At 71.6% G+C, this 21747-nt stretch carries 15 protein-coding genes and 1 pseudogene; 7 read left to right on the top strand and 9 right to left on the bottom strand.

Annotated elements, in window-relative coordinates; all coding sequences use genetic code 11:
• The 4 genes from CCN39_RS11390 to CCN39_RS11375 form a co-directional block, all read right to left on the bottom strand.
• A partial coding sequence (locus CCN39_RS11390) for an ABC transporter ATP-binding protein (RefSeq protein WP_143264012.1) occupies positions 1 to 645 on the bottom strand: 645 nt, incomplete at its 3' end.
• Positions 642 to 1538, bottom strand: a complete 897-nt coding sequence (locus tag CCN39_RS11385) for an ABC transporter permease (RefSeq protein WP_086841091.1) — start codon at positions 1536 to 1538, stop codon at positions 642 to 644. The genes CCN39_RS11390 and CCN39_RS11385, both read right to left, overlap by 4 nt.
• A complete protein-coding gene (locus tag CCN39_RS11380) occupies positions 1535 to 2560 on the bottom strand; it encodes an ABC transporter permease (RefSeq protein ID WP_086841089.1) in 1026 nt (341 codons plus the stop codon). The genes CCN39_RS11385 and CCN39_RS11380 overlap by 4 nt, the downstream gene beginning before the upstream one ends.
• A gap of 3 nt (positions 2561 to 2563) precedes the next feature.
• Positions 2564 to 4396, bottom strand: a complete 1833-nt coding sequence (locus CCN39_RS11375; RefSeq protein WP_086841097.1) for an ABC transporter substrate-binding protein — start codon at positions 4394 to 4396, stop codon at positions 2564 to 2566.
• Positions 4397 to 4578: 182 nt separating this feature from the next.
• Here CCN39_RS11375 and CCN39_RS11370 point away from each other — a divergent pair, with 182 nt between their 5' ends.
• Positions 4579 to 5406: a M55 family metallopeptidase gene (locus CCN39_RS11370; RefSeq protein ID WP_086841087.1), complete on the top strand. Its 828-nt coding sequence runs from the start codon at positions 4579 to 4581 to the stop codon at positions 5404 to 5406.
• Entirely contained in the window at positions 5399 to 6697 is a 1299-nt protein-coding gene (locus CCN39_RS11365; protein WP_086841085.1) for a M20/M25/M40 family metallo-hydrolase, read from the top strand. The genes CCN39_RS11370 and CCN39_RS11365 overlap by 8 nt, the downstream gene beginning before the upstream one ends.
• Here the strand turns inward: CCN39_RS11365 and CCN39_RS11360 are convergent.
• Together CCN39_RS11360 and CCN39_RS11355 are read right to left on the bottom strand one after the other, a co-directional pair.
• Positions 6694 to 7419 (bottom strand): dienelactone hydrolase family protein, encoded by a 726-nt coding sequence (locus CCN39_RS11360; RefSeq protein ID WP_086841083.1) that lies wholly within the window; start codon positions 7417 to 7419, stop codon positions 6694 to 6696. The genes CCN39_RS11365 and CCN39_RS11360 overlap by 4 nt on opposite strands.
• Positions 7420 to 7443: 24 nt before the next feature.
• Entirely contained in the window at positions 7444 to 8409 is a 966-nt protein-coding gene (locus CCN39_RS11355) for a zinc-binding dehydrogenase (RefSeq protein ID WP_086841081.1), read from the bottom strand.
• 55 nt (positions 8410 to 8464) lie between these two features.
• Between CCN39_RS11355 and CCN39_RS11350 the strand changes: the two genes are divergently transcribed.
• A complete protein-coding gene (locus tag CCN39_RS11350; RefSeq protein ID WP_244210727.1) occupies positions 8465 to 9226 on the top strand; it encodes a helix-turn-helix domain-containing protein in 762 nt (253 codons plus the stop codon).
• On the opposite strand, the gene CCN39_RS11345 is transcribed toward CCN39_RS11350, so the two are convergent.
• Both CCN39_RS11345 and CCN39_RS11340 read right to left on the bottom strand, forming a co-directional pair.
• Positions 9216 to 9860 carry a class I SAM-dependent methyltransferase gene (locus CCN39_RS11345; protein WP_086841079.1) on the bottom strand — a complete coding sequence of 215 codons (645 nt, stop codon included), beginning with the start codon at positions 9858 to 9860 and terminating at the stop codon, positions 9216 to 9218. The genes CCN39_RS11350 and CCN39_RS11345 overlap by 11 nt on opposite strands.
• Positions 9861 to 9901: 41 nt before the next feature.
• A complete protein-coding gene (locus CCN39_RS11340) occupies positions 9902 to 11533 on the bottom strand; it encodes a tannase/feruloyl esterase family alpha/beta hydrolase (protein WP_086841077.1) in 1632 nt (543 codons plus the stop codon).
• 148 nt (positions 11534 to 11681) lie between these two features.
• Between CCN39_RS11340 and CCN39_RS11335 the strand changes: the two genes are divergently transcribed.
• Complete coding sequence (locus CCN39_RS11335) at positions 11682 to 16007, top strand: GH92 family glycosyl hydrolase (RefSeq protein ID WP_086841075.1); 4326 nt, start codon at positions 11682 to 11684, stop codon at positions 16005 to 16007.
• A 56-nt stretch (positions 16008 to 16063) separates the two neighbouring features.
• Here the strand turns inward: CCN39_RS11335 and CCN39_RS11330 are convergent, their stop codons facing one another.
• Entirely contained in the window at positions 16064 to 17002 is a 939-nt protein-coding gene (locus CCN39_RS11330) for a helix-turn-helix transcriptional regulator (RefSeq protein ID WP_086841073.1), read from the bottom strand.
• A gap of 93 nt (positions 17003 to 17095) precedes the next feature.
• On the opposite strand from CCN39_RS11330, the gene CCN39_RS11325 reads away from it, so the two are divergent.
• From CCN39_RS11325 to CCN39_RS11315, 3 genes and pseudogenes are all read left to right on the top strand, one after another.
• Complete coding sequence (locus CCN39_RS11325) at positions 17096 to 17491, top strand: RidA family protein (protein WP_086841093.1); 396 nt, start codon at positions 17096 to 17098, stop codon at positions 17489 to 17491.
• Between the two features lie 80 nt (positions 17492 to 17571).
• A complete protein-coding gene (locus CCN39_RS11320) occupies positions 17572 to 20697 on the top strand; it encodes a GH92 family glycosyl hydrolase (RefSeq protein WP_086841071.1) in 3126 nt (1041 codons plus the stop codon).
• Positions 20694 to 21747, top strand: a pseudogene (locus CCN39_RS11315) (FUSC family protein); the annotation flags it as partial. The gene CCN39_RS11320 and the pseudogene CCN39_RS11315, both read left to right, overlap by 4 nt.

Genomic DNA, 21747 nt, shown 5'->3' with positions numbered 1-21747 from the left:
GTGGCTGATCATGATCAGCCCGATCCGCTGTTCGGCGACCAGCCGGGAGAGCAGGGCGAGCACCTGGGCCTGGACGATGACGTCGAGGGCGGTGGTCGGCTCGTCGGCGATGATCAGCCGGGGCGAGCAGGCCAGGGCCATGGCGATCATGACGCGCTGCTTCTGCCCGCCGGACAGCTCGTGCGGGTAGGCGCCGGCCCGGCTCGGGGGCAGGTCGACCTGGGTGAGCAGGTCGGCGACGCGGGCGTCGACCTGCTCGTCGGTGAGGGCGGTCCCGGCCGGCGGGTGCAGCCGCAGCGGTTCGGCGATCTGCTCGCCGATCTTGCGGACCGGGTTGAGCGCGTGCATGGCGCCCTGGAACACCACCGACGCCTCGGCCCAGCGGACCGCGCGCAGGCGGCCCCACTTCATCGCGGTGACGTCTTCGCCGTCGAGCCGGATCTCGCCGGTGATCTTCGCGGTGCGCGGCAGGAGCCGCAGCACGCTCATCGCGACGGTGGACTTGCCCGAACCCGACTCCCCCGCGACGCCGAGGGTGCCGCCGGGGTCGAGGGTGAGGTCGACGCCGCGGACGGCGGGTACCTCCTTGTCCCCCACCGCGTAGGTGACGTTCAGGTCCTGGAGCTGCAGCAGCGGGGTGGTCACTTCTTCAACCTCGGGTTGAACACGGTCTCCAGGCCCCGGCCGACCAGGGTGAAGAAGAGGACGACGAGGACGATGGCGATGCCGGGCGGGAGCACGTTCCACCAGGCGCCGCGGCTGATGGCGCCGTTGTTGAGCGCGTTTTCCAGCACCAGGCCCCAGGTGATGGAGTTGGGGTCGCCGACGCCGAGGAACGACAGGGTCGCGTCGGCGATGACGGCGTTGCCGACGACCAGGGTCGTGTTGGCCAGCACCAGCGGCATCACGCCGGGCAGGACGTGCCGCCCGATGATGTGCAGGTGACCGCCGCCGAGGGCGTGGGCACGCTCGATGTAGGGACGGCTCTCGATGGTCAGCGTCTGGGCCCGGACGAGCCGCGCGGTGCTGGGCCAGGCGGTGAGGCCGATGGCGATGATGATCGTGCCGACGCCCTTGGGCAGCACCGCCGAGAGCGCGATCGCGAGGATCAGCGAGGGCAGGACCAGGAAGAAGTCGGTGAACCGCAGCAGGGTCGCCGACACCCAGCCGCCGAAGTGGGCGGCGGTGATGCCGATCAGGGTGCCGATGACGACCGACAGCAGGGCGGCGGAGAACCCGACGAGCAGGGAGATCCGGGTGCCCCAGACGGTCATCAGCAGCACCGAGCGGCCGAAGTTGTCGGTGCCGAGCCAGAAGTCGGCGTCCGGCGGGGACAGCGGTGCCCCGGTGGCCTTGGTGACGTCGAGGCCGCTCTCGTCGCTGACCAGCGGCAGCAGCAGGGCGACGAGCACGGTGGCGCCGAGCAGGACGAGCCCGGCGAGCGCGGCCCGCTGGCCGGCGAACTCGCGCCAGGTCCTGGCCAACGACGCGCGGCGGCGTGACCAGGCGATCTGCCGCGGTGTCTCGGCGGTGGTCATGAGGTACGCACCCTCGGGTCGAGCACGCGGTAGAGCAGTTCCGCGAGCAGGTTCATCAGCACCACCGCGCTCGCCAGCACGGTGAAGACGCCTTGGAGCACCGGCAGGTCGGGCCCGTGCAGGGCGTCGTAGGTGAGCTGGCCCAGGCCGGGCCAGCTGAACACGGCCTCGACGGTGACCGCGCCGGCCAGTACCGAGCCGAACTGCATGAACACCAGCGTGGTGGTCGGCAGGAGGGCGTTGGGGACGGCGTGGCGGCGGCGGACGAGGTCGTCGCGCAGGCCCTTGGCGCGGGCGGTGGTGAGGTAGTCGGCGTTCATCTCCCCCAGCAGCGACGACCGCATGATGAGCATGTACTGGGCGTAGAACACGGCCAGCAGCGTCACGCACGGCAGCACCAGGTGGTGCAGGACGTCGAGGGTCTGGGAGAGCACGTCGGGCGCGGCGTCCGGGGAGTGCATGCCGCGGCTGGGGAACAGGCCGTTGGTCGCCACGAGCAGCATCAGGCCGAGCCAGAACTGCGGGACCGACCAGAGGGTCAGCGCGAGCCCGGTCTGGCTCCGGTCGAAGAAGCTGTCGCGGCGCCAGGCGGCGCGGATGCCGAGCCACAGCCCGAGGAGGACGGCGAGCAGGGTGGCGCTGCCGACGAGCAGGATGGTCGGCCAGAGCCGTTCGCCGATCATGTCGGCGACCGGGCGGCCGTTGTTGAGCAGCCGGGATTCGCCGAGGTCGCCGTGCAGCAGGTTCCCGAAGTAGGTGCCGAACTGGACGAGGACGGGCTTGTCGACGCCCATCTTCTCGCGCAGGTCGGCGATCTGCTGCGGGCTGGTCGGGTGGTCGCGGGTCATGGCGGCGACCGGGTCGCCGGGCAGCATCCGGAAGAGGAAGAAGAACAGCACGATCACCAGCACGATGCTGATCAGCGCTTCGGCGATCTTCTTGAGCACGAACCGGGCCGTGCCGGTCCCGCCGCGGTGCTCGTCGGGGTCGACGAGCACCGCGGCCTGGTCGGGAGTGGTCATCTCTTACTCGCGGTCCTCTGCCGTCTTGCCGCGGCGGCCGAGCATGATCCCGCCGCCGACGAGGACGACCACGACGACCGCGCCGAGGACGATCCACAGCACGGTGTTGCCGCTGCCGGAGTCGGCGGTGTTCGTGGTGCCGGCCGGGGTGGCGCCGTAGACGCCCCAGTAGCCGGTCTGCTCGAGGATGGCGCCCTTGGGCTGCGGCTGGGTGGTGAAGCCGGAGAACTTGTCGGAGCGGTAGGCCTCGAGGGCGTTCTGGTAGTCGAGCACGATGGTCGGGAACTGGCTGTAGAGCCGGGCCTGGGCCTGCTTGACGTACTCGGCGCGCTTGGCGTCGTCGGTTTCGGTGAGCTGCTTCTTGTAGAGGTCGTCGTACTGGGCGTCGCAGAAGAACGTGTCGGTGCTGCCGCCCTTGCCGTCCGGGCTGGGACGTGCGCCGCAGGTGTGCAGCGACAGCGCGTAGTCCGGGTCGGGGTTGGTGCCGTAGCCGCCGATGGCGAGGTCGTACTTGCCGGCCTGGGTGCGGTCGGACAGTTCGTCGTCGGAGACGAGGTCCTGCTTGACGGTGATGCCGATGTCCTTGAGCCAGCCGGTGACGTACTGGGCGACGCCCTGGTCGTAGCTGCGGTTGGCGTGGCCGGTGAGGCGCAGTTCCAGCTTGGCGCCGCCGGGGGCGGTGCGGACGCCGTCGGGGCCCTTCGGGTAGCCGGCCTGGTCGAGGGTCGTGTTGGCGGCGGCGAGGTCGAACTTGACCTTTTCGGCGGCGCTGGGGTCCCAGTGGTAGTCGGCGTAGATGGCGGGCACGACGCCGCCGCCGACCTGGCCGAGGCCCTTGAGGACCTTGTCGACGATGGCCTGGGTGTCCACCGCCTGGGTGATGGCCTTGCGGACGTTGAGGTCCTTGAGGACCGGGTTGCCGTCCCCGATCGGGTTGTTGGCGTTGTCGGTGACGCCGAAGTTGATCGACAGCTCGTCGTAGCGGCGGCCGGGGGCGGCGTTGGTGGTGATGCCCTGCTGGCCCTTCAGCGCGTCGAACTGGTTGGGGTTGAGCCGGTTGATGACGTCGACTTCACCCTGCTTGAGCGCGTTGACCGCGGCCTCGGTGTCCTTGAACACCAGCAGCTGCAGTTCGTCGATCTTGGGGGCGCCGCGCCAGTAGTCCTTGTTGGCCTGGAACTTGACGTATTCGTTCGGCTTGTACTCGGTGAGGTGGTACGGGCCGTCGGAGACGCCGGCGATGGCGAGGGTGTCGGTCGAGGGGTCCTTGAGGTCCTTGATCGGCTCCCAGACGTGCTGCGGCACGATCGGCACGTCGAGCAGGTTCATGTTGACCTGGACGGTCTTGGTCTTGACGACGAGGGTGGTGTCGTCGGGCGCGGTGACCGTCTCGAAGTTGGCCACGTAGTTGCCGTTGGCGGTGCGGGCGTTCTCGTCGGTGAGCATGCGGTTGAAGGTGAAGGCCGCGTCCTTGGCGGTCACCGGCTGCCCGTCGCTCCACTTGACGCCGCTGCGGATCTTGAAGGTCCAGGTGAGCTTGTCCGGCGACGGGGTCCACGACTCGGCGAGCGCGGGCGAGGCTTCGGCCTTTTCCGCGTTCGGGATGGTCAGGAACTCGAAGGTGAACCGGCCGATCTGCGTGGACGCCGAGAGCGCGGCGGTGAAGGGGTTGAGGTGGTCGATGCCGGTGGTGAGCGCGACCCGCAGCACCTTGCCCTGCTGGGCCTGGGCGGGTACGGCGAGCGGGAGCGCCGCCAGTGTCGCGGCCGCGACGACCGCGCCCACGCGGGCGAACCGCCCGGATCTGTGTTGGAACTGCACCGAAAACCACCCCATCATTCGCTTGTGAGCCTCCCCAAGGACGAGAAGTAACCACATATCGGGACAACCGCGCAATATGTTGCCGCCTCGGCAGGTGCCCGATCGTTATCGACCCACCGATCGTCACACTGAGTGACATTTTGGCAAGGCGCGCGTTCCGCGTCCGGGGGCCGGGCGCGCTGGCTAGAGTGCCCGGCATGCGCATCCTGATCTCGGCGGACATGGAGGGCGCCACCGGTGTCACCTGGACCGACGACGTCGTGCCCGGTTCGCCGCAGTGGGACCGCTTCCGGCGGCTGTTCACCGGTGACGTCAACGCCGTGCTGGCCGGGCTGCACGAGGCCGGGGCGAGCGACGTGCTGGTGAACGAAGCCCATTCGTCGCAACGGAACCTGCTGCTGGAGGACCTCGACCCGCGGGCGCGGATGCTCACCGGGCGGCACAAGCCGCTGTCGATGATGCAGGGCATCGATTCCGGTGTGGACGGTGTGGTGTTCCTCGGCTACCACGCCGGCGCGGGCTTCGACGGGGTGCTTTCCCACACCTACCTGGAGAACCAGATCACCGGGGTGTGGCTGGACGACGTCCCGGCGAGCGAGGGGCGGCTGAACGCGGCCATGGCCGCGGAGTACGGGGTCCCTGTCCTGCTCGTTTCGGGTGACGACAAAACGTGTGAGGACGCCCGTGATTACGCTCCGGAGGCAGAGCTGGTCCAGGTGAAGGAGTGCGTGAGCCGGTACGCGGCGATCTGCCTGCCGCCCTCGCGCACCGCGGAGCTGCTGACCGGCGCGGCCGCCGAGGCCATGGCGCGGGCGGGCCGGGAGGAACGCCGGGTGGGGGCGCACCGGATCGAGGTGGAGTTCGACGCGAGCCACCTGGCGCAGGCGACGGCGGTGATCCCGACGGTGGAGCAGATCGGCACGCGGCGGGTCGGGTTCGACGCGCCGACCATGACCGAGGCGATGAAGTGCTTCAAGGTCGTCACGGCGATCGCGGCGGGGGCGGTGCAGGGTATCTATGGCTGACGTCGTCGAGCTGTGCGCGGACCTGATCCGGTTCGACACGACCAACCGCGGGAACAACGACGCCTCGCCCGAGCGGCCGGCGGCGGAGTACGTGGCCGCGTTCCTGGACGGCCTGGGCATCCCCGCGCGGATCCTGGAGGCCGCGCCGGGGCGGGCCAGCGTGCTCGCGCGGGTGCCGGGCACCGATCCGGCGCTGCCGGCCCTGCTGGTGCAGGGGCACCTCGACGTCGTCCCGGCGGACGCCGCGGACTGGTCGGTGCCGCCGTTCGCCGGCGAGGTGCGCGACGGGTACCTCTGGGGCCGCGGCGCGACCGACATGAAGGACTTCGTGGCGATGGTGCTCGCGGCGCTGGCCGGCGGGGCGCGGCCGCGGCGGGAGCTGGTGCTGGCGTTCGTCGCCGACGAGGAGGACCGCGGCGAGTGGGGCGCGCACTGGCTGGTCGCCGAGCACCCGGAGCTGTTCGAAGGCTGTGTCGCGGCGATCAGCGAGTCGGGCGGCTACACCTACCACGTGCCCGCCGCCGACGGCCGGGACGTGCACCTGTACCCGGTCGGGACGGCCGAGCGCGGCACGGCGCACCTGAAGCTGACCGCGCGAGGCCGGGCGGGGCACGGCTCGCGCCCGAACGACGAGAACGCCGTCACCCGGCTGGTGGGGGCGTTGCACCGGATCGCGGCGCACGAGTGGCCGGTGTCGCTGACGCCGGCGGTGCGGGCGTTCCTGGAGCGGACCGGCGCGGCGCTGGGCGTGCCGGTGGATCTGTCCTCTTCGGACGGCGTGGACGCGGCGGTGGCCGCGCTCGGGCCGGCGGGGGCGCTGGTGCGCCCGACGGTCCGCACCAGCACGACCCCGACGATGCTGGACGCGGGCTACAAGGTGAACGTGATCCCCTCGACGGCGACCGCGCAGGTCGACGTCCGGGTCCTGCCGGGCACCGAGGAGTCGTTGTTCGCCGCGCTGGACGAGCTGCTCGGCGAGGGTGTGACGCGCGAGTTCGTCGCGCACCAGCCGCCGGTGCAGGCGCCGGTGGACTCGCCGTGGTTCACCGCGATGGCGCTGGCGTTGCAGGCGGAGGACCCCGAAGCCGTGGTGGTGCCGTACTGCCTGGGCGGCGGGACGGACGCGAAGGCGTTCACCCGGCTGGGGATCGACTGCTACGGCTTCGCGCCGTTGTGGCTGCCGAAGGGGTTCCCGTACCGGGCGATGGCGCACGGGGTGGACGAGCGGGTGCCGGTGGCGGGCCTGCACTTCGGCACCCGCGTCCTGACCCGGTTCCTCGAGAACTGCTAGAGAGCCAGGTCGAGGAGAGCCAGCAGGCTTTCCCAATGCCGCTGCAGAGCGGCGGGTTCGAAGGCGTCGGTGTCGGCCATGGTGAAGCCGTGGACGGTGCCGGGGTAGATCTCGGAGGTGTACTCGAGGCCCGCGGCGTCCAGCACGCGGTTGAGCTCGCCGAGGGCCTCGGGGGTCAGGTCGGTTTCGGCGTGGCCGAAGTGGACCCGGGCGGTGATCCGGTGCAGGCTGTCGGGCCCGGCGGCGCCCACGGGGGCGTGGAACCCGGCGAGGGCGGCCACCCGGCCGGGGTGGGCGGCGGCGGTGTGCGTCGCCAGGAGGCCGCCGATGCAGTAGCCGGTCGTCGCGATCGGTCCGGGGGCGACCTCGGGCCGGGTGGTGAGGAACCGGACGTAGGCCTCGGCGTCGGGCCGGATCCGGTCGGTCGTGTGGGCCTCGATCATGGGCATCAGCCGGGCGAAGATCGCGGGCCGGGCTTCCGCGCCGATGTGCTCGGGCAGTTCGATCACCGGCGTGGGGCCGTGGCGGTAGAAGGGGTTGGGGACGAGCACGTAGTAGCCGTGACCGGCCAGTTCCCGGGCCATCTCCCGCAGCACGGGCCGGATGCCGAAGCCGTCCGGGTACATGAGCACCCCGGGGTGGCGTTCGCCGTCGTCGGGGAACGCGGCGAAGGCGTCGGCCCGGCCGTCCGCGGTGGGGATCTGCAGTGACTGGGTGGGCATGATCGCCGAGCCTAGGCCACCGGATCAGGGCACGACGACGAGTTTTCCGGCGGCGCGGTTCTCCTCCATGTACCGGTGGGCGTCGGCGATGTCTTCGAGAGGGAAGACCCGGTCGACGTGCGGGCGGTAGGTGCCGGCTTCGACTTCGCCGACGATCCGCTGCAGCAGGGCCGTGCTGCCTTTGAGGTCGTCGCTGTGGAAGGCGGTCAGCCTGGTGCCGGACGGGATCTTCGCGATCGGCTCGAAGTCCGGGACGATCCAGCCGCTGAGCGAGCCCGCCACGCACACCGTGCCGCCCCGGCGGACCAGGCGCAGCGAGTCCACCGCGGTGCGGGCGCCGACGAGGTCGAGCACCCAGTCCGGGCCTTCGGGCCACAGCCGCGGCAGGCCGGTGAGCGGGCCGCCGTCGTCGATGAGGACGTGGCCGGTGAGCGCGGCGGCCTTGTCCGGGCGGCGGGTGGTGGCGGCGACCTCCAGGCCGTGGCCGGTCGCGATCGCGGCGGCGGCCAGCCCGACCGAGGACGTGCCGCCGCGGACGAGCAGCCGTCCGGTGCTGCCCGGGCCGATGCCGAGCGCGTCGAGCGCGCCCTGGGCGGTCAGGTACGTCTCTGGCAAGGCCGCGAGGACGTCCCAGGGCAGGGTGGTGGTGACCGGCATCAGCAGCGGGTTCGGCAGCAGGGCGTATTCGGCGTAGCCGCCGTCGAAGGCGCGGCCCATCTCCCCCATCACCGCCGCGACCGTGGTGCCGTCGGGCAGCCGCGGGTCGGTCGAGGCGGCGACGGTGCCGACGCATTCGATGCCGAGCACCCGCGGGAAGACGACGTCCGGGGAGTGCCCCTGCCGGGTCCGCAGCTCCGACCGGTTCAGGCCGGCGCCCTCGACCCGCACCAGGCTCCAGCCGTCCCGGACCGCCGGAACGGGCAGCTCCCGGACTTCCAGCACCTCCGGGCCGCCGGCCCGGACACAAACCGCCGCTCGCATCGTGTTCATGCGTTCCACTCTCAACGGCGGAAGCGGTGGCCGACCACCGGTAGAATGCCAAGTCATGCCCATCGCCCGCCAAGCCGTGCCGGAGTCGCGGATCTGGCCGTCCGGCGGGGTGCACCGGTGGCCGCCGGGCGGCACCAGCGCGGCGGACGTCCACGACCGGGGACACCTGGTCTACGCGGCCCGGGGCGTGCTGTCGGTGCACACCGAGCGGGGCACGTCGGTCGTGCCGGCCAACCGGGTCGCCTGGACCCCGGCCGGGTTCGTCCACCGGCACCGCGCGCACGGCCACACCGACATGCGGATCGTGTTCCTGCCGGCGTCGCTGGCCCGGCTCGTCCCCGCCCGGCCCGTCGTGTTCACCGCCTCGGGGCTGGCCCGTGAGGTGCTGCTCGCGCTGACCGGCCCGCGCGAGTACGACCGGGCGGCCAGTGCCCGCCTGCGCCGGGTCCTGGTCGACGAACTGCGCGAAGCACCCGAACAGCCGCTGCACCTGCCCGAGCCGCGCGACGACCGGTTGCGGGCCATCGCGCGGCGGCTGTACGAGGAGCCCGGGGACACCACACCGCTGGCGGAGCTCGGGCAGCGGATCGGCGCCAGTGCCCGCACGCTCAGCCGGCTGTTCCGCGACGAGCTCGGCATGACGTTCCACGAGTGGCGCACCCAGGTCCGCATCGGCCACGCGCTGATCCTGCTCGCCGACGGCCACGACACCGCGTACACGGCCCGCGCGTGCGGCTGGGCGAACCCGAGCCACTTCATCGCGGCGTTCTCGGCCGTGGTGGGGACCACGCCCGGCCGGCACCGGGCTAACGGGTGAAGGTGGCCCAGTAGCGGGCGCCCTCCCGGATGGTTTCCAGGCTCACCAGGCGGACGCCGTCCTGGGCGACGGATTCGATCTCGGCGCGGCTGAACGGCCAGGGCGGGCTCTGCCAGTTCGCCATGTCCATGTTCTCCTCGGCGACCTCGCACACGATCGCCGTGCCGCCCGGGGCGAGGAACGAGGCCAGCGACTTGCACGCCGCGGGGCGGAAGTCGCGGGGCATGGCCTGGATGTTCATGATCTCCACGACCAGGTCGAAGGCGTGGGTCCACTCCCCCGGCGGGTTCAGCAGGTCCGCGACCACGTAGTCCACTCGCGACTCCGGGAACCGGGTCTTGGCCGCCGCCACCGCGGTCGGGGCGACGTCGAAGCCCGTCACGGCCCAGCCGTGGGCGGACAGCAGTTCCGAGTCGTCGCCCAGCGCGCTGCCGACGACCAGGGCGCGGCGGCCGGCTCCGGGGTGCGTTTCGGCCCAGGCGGCCAGGTCGATGCCGGGTTTGCCGCGGGTCCACGGAACCTCGGCCTCGCCGCGCGCGGCGGCGGTGTAGAGCTGGTCGAACCACCCGGTCGGGTTGCCTTCGGCGAGGGAGGCGCGGGCGAGTACGCGGTCGGCGGGTTCCGGCGTCGTCATGAGCGTGACCCTAGCGACGACGCCGGAACCGCGTGCGGGTTTTACGGCGCGACCGGCCCCGGGATCGCGTACAGCTGCTCCCCGGCCCAGCGGACGACGTCCCGGACCGGCGCGGCCGGCGGCGCCGGCCGGAAGTTGCTGGCGTCGTCGATGCTGCCGGTGCCGTCGTAGACCGCCCGCTGCGGGTAGGCGAACACCGGCCGGGTGCGGGTGACGTTCCCGGCGGCGTCGCGGCCGGTCGCGGTCACGACCGTGGGCGTGGTGCCGCGCTCGACCCAGGCGACCAGCTGCTTGAGCGGGTCGAACTCGGTGAGCGTGGTGCCGCCGCCGCAGTGGTAGAGCGACGGGACCATGAACAGCCGCGCCCAGTCCTGCGGACGGCCGTGGGTGAGCCGCTGGTAGTAGTCGAGCGTGCCGGCGGGCGGGATGGCTTCGTCGTTCCAGCCGTGCCAGAGCAGCAGCTTGCCGCCGCGCCGCTGGAACGCCGAGAGGTCGAGGCTCATGGCGTCGTAGCGGACGCCGACCGGGGTGAGCCGGTCGAATTCGCGCCGGGTGAAGGCGAAGGTGTCGACGGTGGAGGCCGGTGCGCCGATCGGGTAGCCGAGGTAGCGCAGGTAGTTGTCGGCGAGGTTGCGGGCGAAGGCGAAGCCGCCGGTCTCGGGGGTGGCGATGATCCACCCGGCCCAGGACAGCTCGGACCCGGGCAGCTGGCCGCCGGGGTAGAGCAGCGTGCCGCGGTCGTCGGTGGGCGGCGAGTAGAGCTTCCGGACGACACCGACCTGAGCCGGGGTGAGGCAGGACGGGGTGTCCGGGCCGGCGCAGGTCAGCGTCGCCGGGTCGAAGGGGCAGGTGCGGGGGTCGTCGAGCTGGCCGTCGGTGAGCCCGTCGAGGCGGTCGCAGGCGGCGAGGACGGCGTTGTGCAGGGCGGGCAGCTTGGCGGCGGTGAGGATCGGGCTGCCGTCGGCGGCGCTGTTCACCCGCGCGAGCCACGTCTGGTACACCCCGAGCAGCGGGCCCCAGTAGTTCGCGGGCGCGCCGGCGTCGATGCCGTCGAAGTCCGCGGGGTAGCGCTGGGCGAGCAGGAGGCCTTCACGGCCGCCGTCGGAGCAGCCGGTGAAGTAGGACTTGCGCGGCGGGGCGCCGTAGAAGGCCTGGATGATCGCCTTCGAGGCGCGGGAGACGACGTGGGGTCCGCGGAACTCGAAGTCGTTGCGGGCGGCCTGGTCATTCGCGCCCCAGCTGCCGTCGTCGACGACGGCGGGGGTCGTGCCGACGTGGCCGTCGTCGGTGGCGGCGACCGCGACGTCGGCGCCGTGGGGCAGGCCGCAGTCGGCGAAGGCGGGCGGGGTGACCACGCCGCAGAAGCCGCCGCAGCCGTACTGCAGGTAGCGCCCGGCGTAGGTCTTGGTGGGCAGGCGCAGCTCGAACCGGACGGCGGGTTCGACGTAGCCCCGCACGCCGCAGTATTCGGGGTCGGTGGCGGTGGCCGCGACGACGGCCGCGGAGGTGACGTGGGTGGGCGCGCCCGGGAGGGCGAACCCGCGGACCAGGTCGGCGCAGGCGAGCACCGGCCGGACGGCCGAGCCGGTCGCCGCGGTGGCGGCGGCCGGGGTGAGCGTGGTGGCGGCGAGTGCCAGCGTGGCGATGGCGGTGAAGCTCCTGAACGGTCTCATCGGGCCCCCGTTTTCCGCGTTGTCTGATTTTGGCCAGGTTTGGCGAGCGGTCTTGACATCGATGTCACCCGCGCGTTTCCCTTCGTTGGCGCCGCCGGTCCCCGCCTGCGCGGCGCTGCTGAATCCGCCCTCCGAGCTTGGAGCAACGATGCCCCGAAGCGCCAGACCGCCGGTCGCTTTCCTGGTGACCGCCGCCGTGGTCGCCGCCGGCCTGGTCGCCCTCCCCGCGGCCTCGTCCGCCGCCGAAGACGCCCTTCCCCCCGACTTCGCCTCCTCCTTCGAGCCCGGTGACGTCCAGCCGACGTGGACCGACACGGTCGACACCGACGCGGCGGGCACGCCGCGCGCGTCCGGGATCAACGGCGCGAACGGCACCGCGATCCCCGGTGACATCCGCGGCAAGGTGACCGAAACCAGCGCGAGCAGCGAGAACACCAGCGGCGGCGAGGTCGTCTCGAACCTCGTCGACGGCACCACCGACACGAAGTGGCTGTCCTGGGACCCCACGGCCTCGGCGCAGATCACCCTGTCGGAGCCGACGTCGATCACGCACTACGCGATCTCCTCGGCCAACGACTTCGACAACCGCGACCCCAGGGACTGGACCCTGCAGGGCTCGAACGACGCTTCGTCCTGGACCGACCTGGACAAGCAGGCCGACCAGGCGTTCACCGCGCGGTTCCAGCAGAAGGACTACCAGCTGGCCGCGCCGACTCCGGCGTTCAAGTACTTCCGGCTGGACATCACCCGCAACAACGGCGGGCCGATCCTGCAGCTGTCGGAGCTGCTGCTGGCCAACGACGAGCCCGCCCCGCCGCCGCTGCCGAACATGCGCAGCTTCACCGACTCCGGCCCGACCAGCGGGTACACGAACAAGAACCGCGTCGGCTTCACCGGGCTCAAGGCGTTCCGCTACTCCGGCAGCCAGACGCAGGGCCACGGCTGGTCCTACAACAAGGTCTTCGACGTGAACGTCCCCGTCGTGCCGTCGACCGAGCTCTCCTACAAGGTGCAGCCGCAGTTCATCACCGGCGACCTGAAGTACCAGAGCACGAACGTGGCGATCGACCTGGTCTTCACCGACGGCACCCGGCTGCGCGACCTGGGCGCGACCGACCAGTACGGGTTCCCGCTGACGCCGGAAGGCCAGGGCAAGAGCAAGGTCCTCTACACCAACCAGTGGAACCTGGTCCGCTCGGCGATCGGCACGGTGGCCAAGGGCAAGACGATCGACCGGATCCTGGTCGGCTTCGACAACCCGGACGGCCCCGGCTCGCTGCAGGGCTGGCTGGACGACGTGAAGATCTCGGCGACGCCGACCCCGCCGGCCAGCACCCGCCCGAGCGACAACGTGCTCACCACGCGCGGCACGATGGCCAACGGCACCTTCTCCCGGGGCAACAACTTCCCGGCCACGGCGGTGCCGCACGGGTTCAACTTCTGGACCCCGGTCACCGACGCGAACGCCGACAACGGCGACGTCCGGTGGATGTACAACTACCACAGCCAGAACAACGAGCAGAACCTGCCGGAGCTGCAGGCCTTCAGCGTCAGCCACGAGCCGAGCCCGTGGATGGGCGACCGGCAGACCTTCCAGGTGATGCCCTCGGCGGCCACCGGCGTCCCGGACGCCAACCGTGACGCCCGGGCGCTGGCGTTCAAGCACGACAACGAGACCGCTCGCGCGCACTACTACGGCGTGCAGTTCGAGAACGGCATCAAGACCGAGATCGCGCCGACCGACCACGCGGCGGTGTTCCGGTTCTCCTTCCCGGGCAGCGACTCGAGCCTGATCTTCGACAACTACAAGAACCAGGGCGGGCTGACGCTCGACACCGCGGGCGGCACGCTGTCGGGCTACACCGACGTCAAGAGCGGCCTGTCGGCCGGGGCGGGCCGGATGTTCGTCTACGCCACCTTCGACAAGCCGGTCACCGCGGGCGCGAAGCTCACCGGGCAGGGCCACGACAACGTGGCCGGCTACCTGCGGTTCGCCGCCGGTGCCGACAAGACGGTGACCATGCGGATCGCGACGTCGCTGATCAGCGTGGACCAGGCGAAGAAGAACCTGGCGCAGGAGATCGCGCCGACCGCGACCTTCGACTCCGTCCGCGACGCCGCGCAGCGCCTGTGGGACGACCAGCTGAAGGTGATCGAGGTCGAGGGCGCGTCGAAGGACCAGCTCACGACGCTGTACTCGAACCTGTACCGGCTGTTCCTCTACCCGAACTCCGGGTTCGAGAACACCGGTACGAAGGAGAAGCCGGTCTACCAGTACGCGAGCTTCGTCTCGCCGAAGGCCGGGGCGGACACCCCGACGCAGACCGGGGCGAAGATCGTCGACGGCCAGACCTACGTCAACAACGGGTTCTGGGACACCTACCGCACGACCTGGCCGGCGTACTCGCTGCTCACCCCGGAGATGGCCGGGAAGATGGTCGACGGGTTCGTGCAGCAGTACCGCGACGGCGGCTGGATCTCGCGGTGGTCCTCGCCGGGCTACGCGGACCTGATGACCGGCACCAGCTCGGACGTGGCCTTCGCCGACGCCTACCTCAAGGGTGTCCGCAACTTCGACGTCAAGGCGTCCTACGACGCGGCGCTGAAGAACGCGACGGTGACCCCGCCGAACAACGCGGTCGGCCGCAAGGGCATCGACGAGGGCATCTTCCTCGGCTACTCGCCCAACACGGCCGACCACGGGTTCTCGTGGTCGATCGAGGGCTACGTCAACGACTACGGCATCGCGAACCTGTCGAAGAAGCTCTACGACGAAGCCCCGGCGAGCGATCCGCGGAAGGCGGAGTACCTGGCCAACTACGAGTACTTCACCAGCCGCGCGCAGCAGTACGTGAACCTGTTCGACCCGAGTGTCGGGTTCTTCCAGGGCCGGGACGCGGCGGGCAAGTTCAGCCGGTCGCCGCAGGACTACGACCCGCGGGTGTGGGGCATCGACTACACCGAGACCAACGGCTGGGGCATGGCGTTCTCCGTGCCGCAGGACGGTCAGGGCCTGGCGAACCTCTACGGCGGCAAGGCGGGCCTGGCGAAGAAGCTGGACGCCTTCTTCGCCGACCAGGAGACCGCGAACTTCCCGGGCACCTACGGCGGGGTGATCCACGAGATGCGGGAGGCCCGCGACGTCCGGATGGGCCAGCTCGGCCACTCCAACCAGGCCTCGCACCACACGCTCTACATGTACGACTACGCGGGCCAGCCGGCCAAGACGCAGGAGAAGGTCCGCGAGGCGCTCTCGCGGCTCTACACCGGCAGCGAGATCGGCCAGGGCTACGCGGGTGACGAGGACAACGGCGAGCAGTCGGCGTGGTGGACGTTCAGCGCGCTGGGCTTCTACCCGCTGCAGATGGGCAGCCCGGACTACGCGATCGGGTCGCCGCTGTTCAAGAAGGCGACGATCCACCTGGCCGGCGGCAAGGACCTGGTGATCAACGCGCCGAAGAACAGCGCGAAGAACGTCTACGTCCAGGGCGTGAAGGTCAACGGCAAGGCGTACTCCTCGACGTCGCTGCCGCACGAGCTGATCGCCCGCGGCGGGAAGATCGACTTCGACATGGGCCCGAACCCCTCGTCCTGGGGCACCGGCCCGAACGACGCACCGAAGTCGATCACCACCGGTGACGCCGCCCCGGCGCCGCTGCACGACGAGACCGGCCCGGGCAGGGGCACGCTGTCCACTTCGGACGGCTCGAACGCGGCCGCGCTGGTGGACAACACCTCGCGCACCCAGGCCGCGGTCACCGGGGCCGTGCAGTACCAGCTGAACAACACCGATGAGGCCGTCACGAACTACACGCTGACGTCCCAGACCGGTGCGGGCGATCCGAAGAGCTGGGTGCTGAAGGGCTCCTACGACGGCAAGACGTGGGCGGTGGCCGACCGGCAGGAGAACCAGGCGTTCAGCTGGCGGCAGCAGACCCGGGCGTTCAAGGTGGCGAACCCGGCGCACTACGCGTACTACCGGCTCGAGGTGACCGCGACCAGCACCGGCGCCCCGGCGCAGCTGGCCGAGTTCGAGCTGCTGGGCAAGCCGGACGCCGCCTGCACGAAGACGGTGACGGGTGTCCAGTCCGGTCCGCTGTCGGTCACGTCGGGCACGGTGTGCCTGCAGGACGCGACGGTCTCCGGCCCGGTGACGGTCGGTCTCGGAGCGTCGCTGATCGTCCGCGGCGGTGCGCTGAAGGGGCCGCTCGCGGCGACGGGGGCGGCCCAGGTGGTGCTGAACCGCACGAAGGTGGCCGGTCCGGTGGCGATCACCGGGGCGACCGGTCAGGTGTCGATCCAGCTGACCGAGATCGGCGGGCCGGTGGCGCTGACGGGCAACCACGGGCCGGTGCTGACGTCGAGCACGGTGGGTGGCCCGCTGGCGTGCGCGGTGAACAACCCGGCGCCGACGGACCACGACCTGCCGAACGTCGTGCGCGGCCCGGTGGCCGGGCAGTGCACGAAGATGTAGGCCCGCGGTAGTGCGGTGGAGGCCATCCCGAGCGATCGGGGTGGCCTCCACGCATTTCAGGCTCCGTAGCGGGCGGCGATCGCCGCCGCTCGCTCGCGCAGGGCCGTGCGCAGTGACTGCGGAGCAGTCGCTTCGGCGTCCGTGCCCAGCTGCCACAGCGCCCACTCCGCGTGCCAGGCGTCCTGGTAGGTCACCTCGAACCGCAGCCAGCCGTCCTCCTCGGGTGCCTCCGCGCGGACCGCCACCGCCGTGCTCAGCAGGTCCTCACGGCGGGGCGGGCGCACCCGGACCTGCACCGCCAGATGACCGTCGGCCAGGAAGGCAGCGCAGCGTTGCCGCCAGATGCGGTCCAGGTCGACCTCGCCCGGCCGCTCGGCCGGTTCCGCCAGCGCCTCGGCGGCCAGGATCCGCGACAGCCGGTACGTCCGGTCCGCGCCCGCCCTCGTGGCCAGCAGGTAGCCGCGATCCCGGACGGTCACCAGGCCGATCGGGTCCACCGTGCGCCACCGCGGCTCCTGGCCCGTGGCCGCGTAGTGGATCCGCAGCCGGCGACCGTCGAGAACCGCGCGGCGGACCTCGGCCATCGTCGAGCGGTCCACCTCCTCGGCAGCCGAGTGGCGGGAGAGCAGATCGGTCTCCGGCTCGACGAGGAACCGCTCGGCGGTGGCCAGGTGGGTTTCGGGCAGCGCGTCGGCCACCTTGCGCATCGCCGAGGCCAGTGCCGGGCCGAGCCCGAAAGCACGTCCGGTGGTCAGCAGGGCCAGCGCTTCGTCGTGGTTGAGTCCGGTGAGCTCGGTCCGGAAGCCCGGCAGCAACGCGAACCCACCGTGGCGGCCGCGTTCGGCGTAGACCGGGACGCCCGCCGCCGACAACGCGTCGATGTCGCGCAGCACCGTGCGCGTGGACACCTCCAGCTCGCGGGCCAGTGCCTCCGCGGTCAACCGGCCGCGCCGGCGCAGCAACAGCACCAGGGAAACCAGCCGGTCGGCACGCACGTCGAGACCGTAGCGAATACACGACAGAGGATGTCGTGATTGCCCGGAAAGCTCCCCGGCGCAGTACTCGCAACGAACGGAGCTGAAGTGGCACTGGAACGAACGGCGGTCAACCCGGTGACGTGGTCGCTGGAGCTGGGCTTCAACCAGGGGGAGGTCGTCTCCGGGCAGACCCGCACCCTCTACTGCTCCGGGCAGACGTCCATGGACGCCGAGGGCAAGCCCCAGCACGACGGGGACATCGCCGCCCAGCTCGCGTTGAGCCTGGACAACCTGGAAGCGGTGCTCGCCGAGGCCGGCATGTCCCTGGCGAACCTGGTCCGGCTCAACGTCTACACCACCGACGTCGACGGGCTGTTCCCGCACTACGGCGTGCTCGCGGCGCGGCTGGGCGCCGCCGGGGTGGCCCCGGCCACCACGATGCTCGGGGTGAGCAGGCTGGCGATCCCGGGCCAGCTGGTCGAGCTGGAGGGCACCGCGGTCGCCTAGACCGGGCACTGCTGCCCGCGCCGGTGCGGGCAGCAGTGTTTCAGCACGCTGCGCCGTTCGGCGGCGGTTACGGTGGGCGCATGTCCGACGCCGTGTCCTTCTTCTCCTCCTTCGAAACCGGTGACCCGCAGCCGGCGGATCCCGGCCTGCACGTCGGCGGCGGCCCGGACCGCTCCCCCACGGCCAAGACCGGCGTCGGCTTCACCGGCCTGCGTGCCCTGCGCTACACCGACCGGCCCCGCGCCGTCCTGTTCGAACTCGACGTGCCCGTCACCGCGCGCACCGAGCTGTCCTATGTGGTCTTCCCGGTGGCCGACGGCGAGATCCCCGCCTACCACGCCACCCGGGTCAGCCTCGACGTCGAGTTCGCCGACGGCACCACCGCCGGCTTCGAACCGGTGGACGACAAGACGCTGTGGGTGGACCAGTGGAACCTCGTCCGCCGCCCGCTGGCGGCCTTCGCCGGGCGCCGGATCAGCCGGATCGTGCTGCGGACCGCCGCGCCGGGCGACATCACCGGCTGGCTCGACGACGTCCGGATCGCCGACCGCCCCGAGCCACCGCGGGACCCGGTCGACTGCGTCCGCACGACCCGCGGCACGCACTCCAGCGGCGACTTCTCCCGGGGCAACAACTTCCCGGCCACGGCGGTGCCGCACGGGTTCAACTTCTGGACCCCGGTCACCGACGCCGGCGTGACCAACTGGCTCTACTCCTACCACCGCCACAACGACGAGCAGAACCGGCCCGCGCTGCAGGCCTTCGCGCTGTCCCACCAGCCGAGCCCGTGGATGGGCGACCGGCACACCTTCCACCTCATGCCCGGCACCGGCCCGGTCGAACGCGACCGCCGCAAGCGCGCCCTGGCTTTCTCCCACGACGACGAGACCGACGCGCCGCACCACTACGGCGTCCGGTTCGCCAACGGGATGACCGCCGACCTCGCGCCCACGTCGCACGCGGCGATCCTGCGGTTCACCTTCCCGGACAAGCACGGCTGGCTGCTGTTCGACAACGTCCGCAACCGCGGCCGCCTGCGCCTGAACCCCGACACCGGGGTGATCACCGGGTACACCCGGGTCCGCAGCCGGCTGTCGGCCGGGGCGCGCCGGATGTTCGTCTACGCGGTGACCGACGCCCCGGCCACCCGCGGCGCCAAGGTCCGCTTCCCGCCGTGGCGGCGGGTCTCGGGCTACTTCGAGTTCGACGGTCCCGACGTCACGCTGCGGATCGCGACGTCGCTGATCAGCCTCGCCCAGGCCAAGCGCAACCTGGAGCTGGAGATCCCGGCCGGGACGACCCTCGAGCAGGTCAAGGCGCAGGCCCGGCGGCTGTGGCAGGAAGAGCTCGGCCGCGTCGAGGTCGAAGGCGCCACCGAGGACCAGCGCACGACGCTGTACTCCAACCTCTACCGGCTGTTCCTCTACCCGAACGTGGCGCACGAGAACACGCCGAAGGGGATCCGCCACGCCAGCCCGGTGGTGCGCCGGTGGTGGCCGAGCACCCGGCGGCGCACCGGCGCGAAGGTCGTCGACGGTGAGCTGTACGTCAACAACGGCTTCTGGGACACCTACCGCACCACCTGGCCCGCGTACGCGCTGCTCACCCCGGAACGCTGCGGCCGGATGATCGACGGCTTCGTCCAGCAGTACCGCGAAGGCGGCTGGATCGCCCGCTGGTCCTCCCCCGGCTACGCGGACCTGATGACGGGGACCAGCTCGGACGTCGCGTTCGCCGACGCCTACCTCAAAGGCGTCCGCGACTTCGACGTCGAGGCCGCCTTCGACGCCGGGCTGAAGAACGCCACCGTCACCCCGCCGCGCCGCGCGGTCGGCCGCAAGGGCCTCGAAGAGTCGATCTTCCTGCACTACACCCCGGTGTCGGTCCACGAAGGACTCTCCTGGGCGCTGGAAGGCTGCATCAACGATTTCGGCCTGGCCAACCTCGCCGAAGCCCTGTCCCGCGAAAGCGACGGGCCGCGGGCCCGGAGGTACGCCGACTACGCCGCCTACTTCCGCGAGCGCGCGAAGCACTACGTCCACCACTTCGACCCCGAGATCGGCTTCTTCCAGGGCCGCCACCGCGACGGCCGCCGCAAGTTCGCCCCCGAGGGCTACGACCCGGCGGCCTGGGGCGGCGACTTCGTCGAGACCAACGCCTGGAACACCGCCTTCACCGCACCGCACGACGGCCCCGGCCTCGCCGCCCTCCACGGCGGCACCGCCGGGCTGGAAGCGAAGCTCGACACCTTCTTCGCCACCCCGGAGACCGGCCGCCGTCCCGGCGCGTACGGCGGCCTGATCCACGAGATGACCGAAGCCCGCGACGTCCGGATGGGCCAGTACGGCCACTCCAACCAGCCCTCGCACCACATCCCCTACGTCTACAACCACGCCGGCGCGCCCGCGAAGACCCAGGCCGTTGTGCGGGAGGTGCTGCGGCGGCTCTACCTCGGCAGCGAGATCGGCCAGGGCTACCCCGGCGACGAGGACAACGGCGAGATGTCGGCCTGGTACGTCTTCAGCGCCCTCGGCCTCTACCCCCTCGCCATCGGCAGCCCGCGCTACGCCCTCGGCTCGCCGCTGTTCCAGAAGGCGACTGTCCACCTGGGCGAGGGCAGGAAGCTGGTCGTCCACGCCCCCGGCAACACCGACGACACCGTGTACGTCCGCGGCCTCACCGTCAACGGCGAACCGCACGAAGCCACCTCGATCGCCCACGCCACCCTCGCCGGCGGCGCCGAACTCGTCTTCGACCTGACGACCGAGCCGACGGACTGGGGCGCCCCGCCGCCGCCCGCCGAGCACCCGGCTCCGGCGACCGACCTCACCGGCACCGCGACCAGCTCCGACGGCACCAAGGTCGGTGCCCTGTTCGACGACACCACCCGCACCCAGGTCACCTTCCGCAGCGCCACCCCGGCGATCGAGTTCACCGTCACCGGCGAACCCCGCGAAGTCACCATGTACACCCTGACCTCCGGCGACCGCCGCGGCGACGCGAGCGCGTGGGTGCTGGAAGGCTCCGACGACGGCACCGAATGGACCACCCTCGACGAACGCGACGGCGAGCTGTTCCGCTGGCGCCGCCAGACCCGCCCGTTCGTCCTCGCCACCCCGGCCACGCACGCCCGCTACCGGCTGCGGATCACCGCCACCCGCGGCCGCCGCGCCACCCTCGCCCAGTGGGAGCTCCTCGCCCGATGAACCAGTTCCGCACCGCCGCCTTCGACCGGCTCGTGGCGGCCGACCCCGGCCTGGTCCGGCTGCGGCTGGCCGGCTCCGCCGTGCTCGGCATCGTCCTCGCCGTGGCCGCGCTGCTGCCCGCCCACGTCCCGCTCACCGTCACCCTCGTCGGCGCCATCGCCGCGATGATGACCGCGTTCACCGTCAACGACCCGACCCCGGGCGGCCAGGCCGTCACCCTCGTCCTGGCCTTCCTCACCGGAGCCGCATCGATCACCGTCGCCAGCCTCGGCTCGACCCTGCCGCCACTCGACAGCGTCGTGTTCGTCCTGCTGATCTTCGTCGCCGTCTACGCCCAGCGCTTCGGCGCCCGCGGCACCGCCCTCGGCTCGATCGCCTTCTTCCTGTTCTTCTTCCCGATGTTCCTGCAGGCCCACGTCAAGCAGGTCCCGCAGCTGCTGATGGCACTCGGCGTCGGCGTCCTCGCCAACGCCGTCGTCCGGTTCGTCCTGCTGCGGCACAACGCCGCAGCCGAGTTCCTGCGCGTGCGCCGCGCCTTCCGCGCCCGCCTCGGCGCCGTCGTCCGCGCCACCGAGGCCTACCTCGCGGTCAACGGCAGCGAGCGCACCCGCAAGCAACTGCGCTCGGCACTGGCCCGGCTGCACGAATGCGTCCTGCTCATCGAGGACGCCGCGCCCGACGTCGTCGACGCCCGCGCCGCCGACCGGCTGCGCCGCCGCGCCATCGAAGTCGAGCTCGCCGTCGGCTGGCTGGCGAGCACCGTCCAGCGCACCTGCTCCGACGAGCTCACCGCCGACGTCCGCGACGACCTCATCGCCCGGCTCGCCCGCTTCCGCGCCCTCATGGAACGCGACCCGCGGGAACTGCCGCTGATCAGCGAGACCGGCGAATACAGCCGGATGCTCGTCGAAGGCAGCCGCATCGACTCCCACGCCGCGCCCGGCGACGGCGTCCGCAAGGCGCTGGCCGAGCTCGCCCTGGCCGACGACCGCGCCCAGCGCGCCGCCACCCCGGAGTACACCGCGGACCCACTCGATCCCGCCGACGACG

Origin of the sequence: Amycolatopsis kentuckyensis (genome assembly GCF_002155975.1) — a bacterium.
Lineage (GTDB): Bacteria > Actinomycetota > Actinomycetes > Mycobacteriales > Pseudonocardiaceae > Amycolatopsis > Amycolatopsis kentuckyensis.
Note: the sequence above shows the minus strand (reverse complement) of the source record. Positions and strands in the feature narration are given on the sequence as shown.

What these genes read in the sequence shown, in the direction of transcription:
- CCN39_RS11385 (WP_086841091.1), bottom strand. Translation starts at nt 1,538, where the DNA reads ATGACCACCGCCGAGACACCGCGGCAGATCGCCTGGTCACGCCGCCGC.
- CCN39_RS11380 (WP_086841089.1), bottom strand. Translation starts at nt 2,560, where the DNA reads ATGACCACTCCCGACCAGGCCGCGGTGCTCGTCGACCCCGACGAGCAC.
- CCN39_RS11375 (WP_086841097.1), bottom strand. Translation starts at nt 4,396, where the DNA reads ATGGGGTGGTTTTCGGTGCAGTTCCAACACAGATCCGGGCGGTTCGCC.
- CCN39_RS11370 (WP_086841087.1), top strand. Translation starts at nt 4,579, where the DNA reads ATGCGCATCCTGATCTCGGCGGACATGGAGGGCGCCACCGGTGTCACC.
- CCN39_RS11365 (WP_086841085.1), top strand. Translation starts at nt 5,399, where the DNA reads ATGGCTGACGTCGTCGAGCTGTGCGCGGACCTGATCCGGTTCGACACG.
- CCN39_RS11360 (WP_086841083.1), bottom strand. Translation starts at nt 7,419, where the DNA reads ATGCCCACCCAGTCACTGCAGATCCCCACCGCGGACGGCCGGGCCGAC.
- CCN39_RS11355 (WP_086841081.1), bottom strand. Translation starts at nt 8,409, where the DNA reads ATGAACACGATGCGAGCGGCGGTTTGTGTCCGGGCCGGCGGCCCGGAG.
- CCN39_RS11350 (WP_244210727.1), top strand. Translation starts at nt 8,465, where the DNA reads ATGCCCATCGCCCGCCAAGCCGTGCCGGAGTCGCGGATCTGGCCGTCC.
- CCN39_RS11345 (WP_086841079.1), bottom strand. Translation starts at nt 9,860, where the DNA reads ATGACGACGCCGGAACCCGCCGACCGCGTACTCGCCCGCGCCTCCCTC.
- CCN39_RS11340 (WP_086841077.1), bottom strand. Translation starts at nt 11,533, where the DNA reads ATGAGACCGTTCAGGAGCTTCACCGCCATCGCCACGCTGGCACTCGCC.
- CCN39_RS11335 (WP_086841075.1), top strand. Translation starts at nt 11,682, where the DNA reads ATGCCCCGAAGCGCCAGACCGCCGGTCGCTTTCCTGGTGACCGCCGCC.
- CCN39_RS11320 (WP_086841071.1), top strand. Translation starts at nt 17,572, where the DNA reads ATGTCCGACGCCGTGTCCTTCTTCTCCTCCTTCGAAACCGGTGACCCG.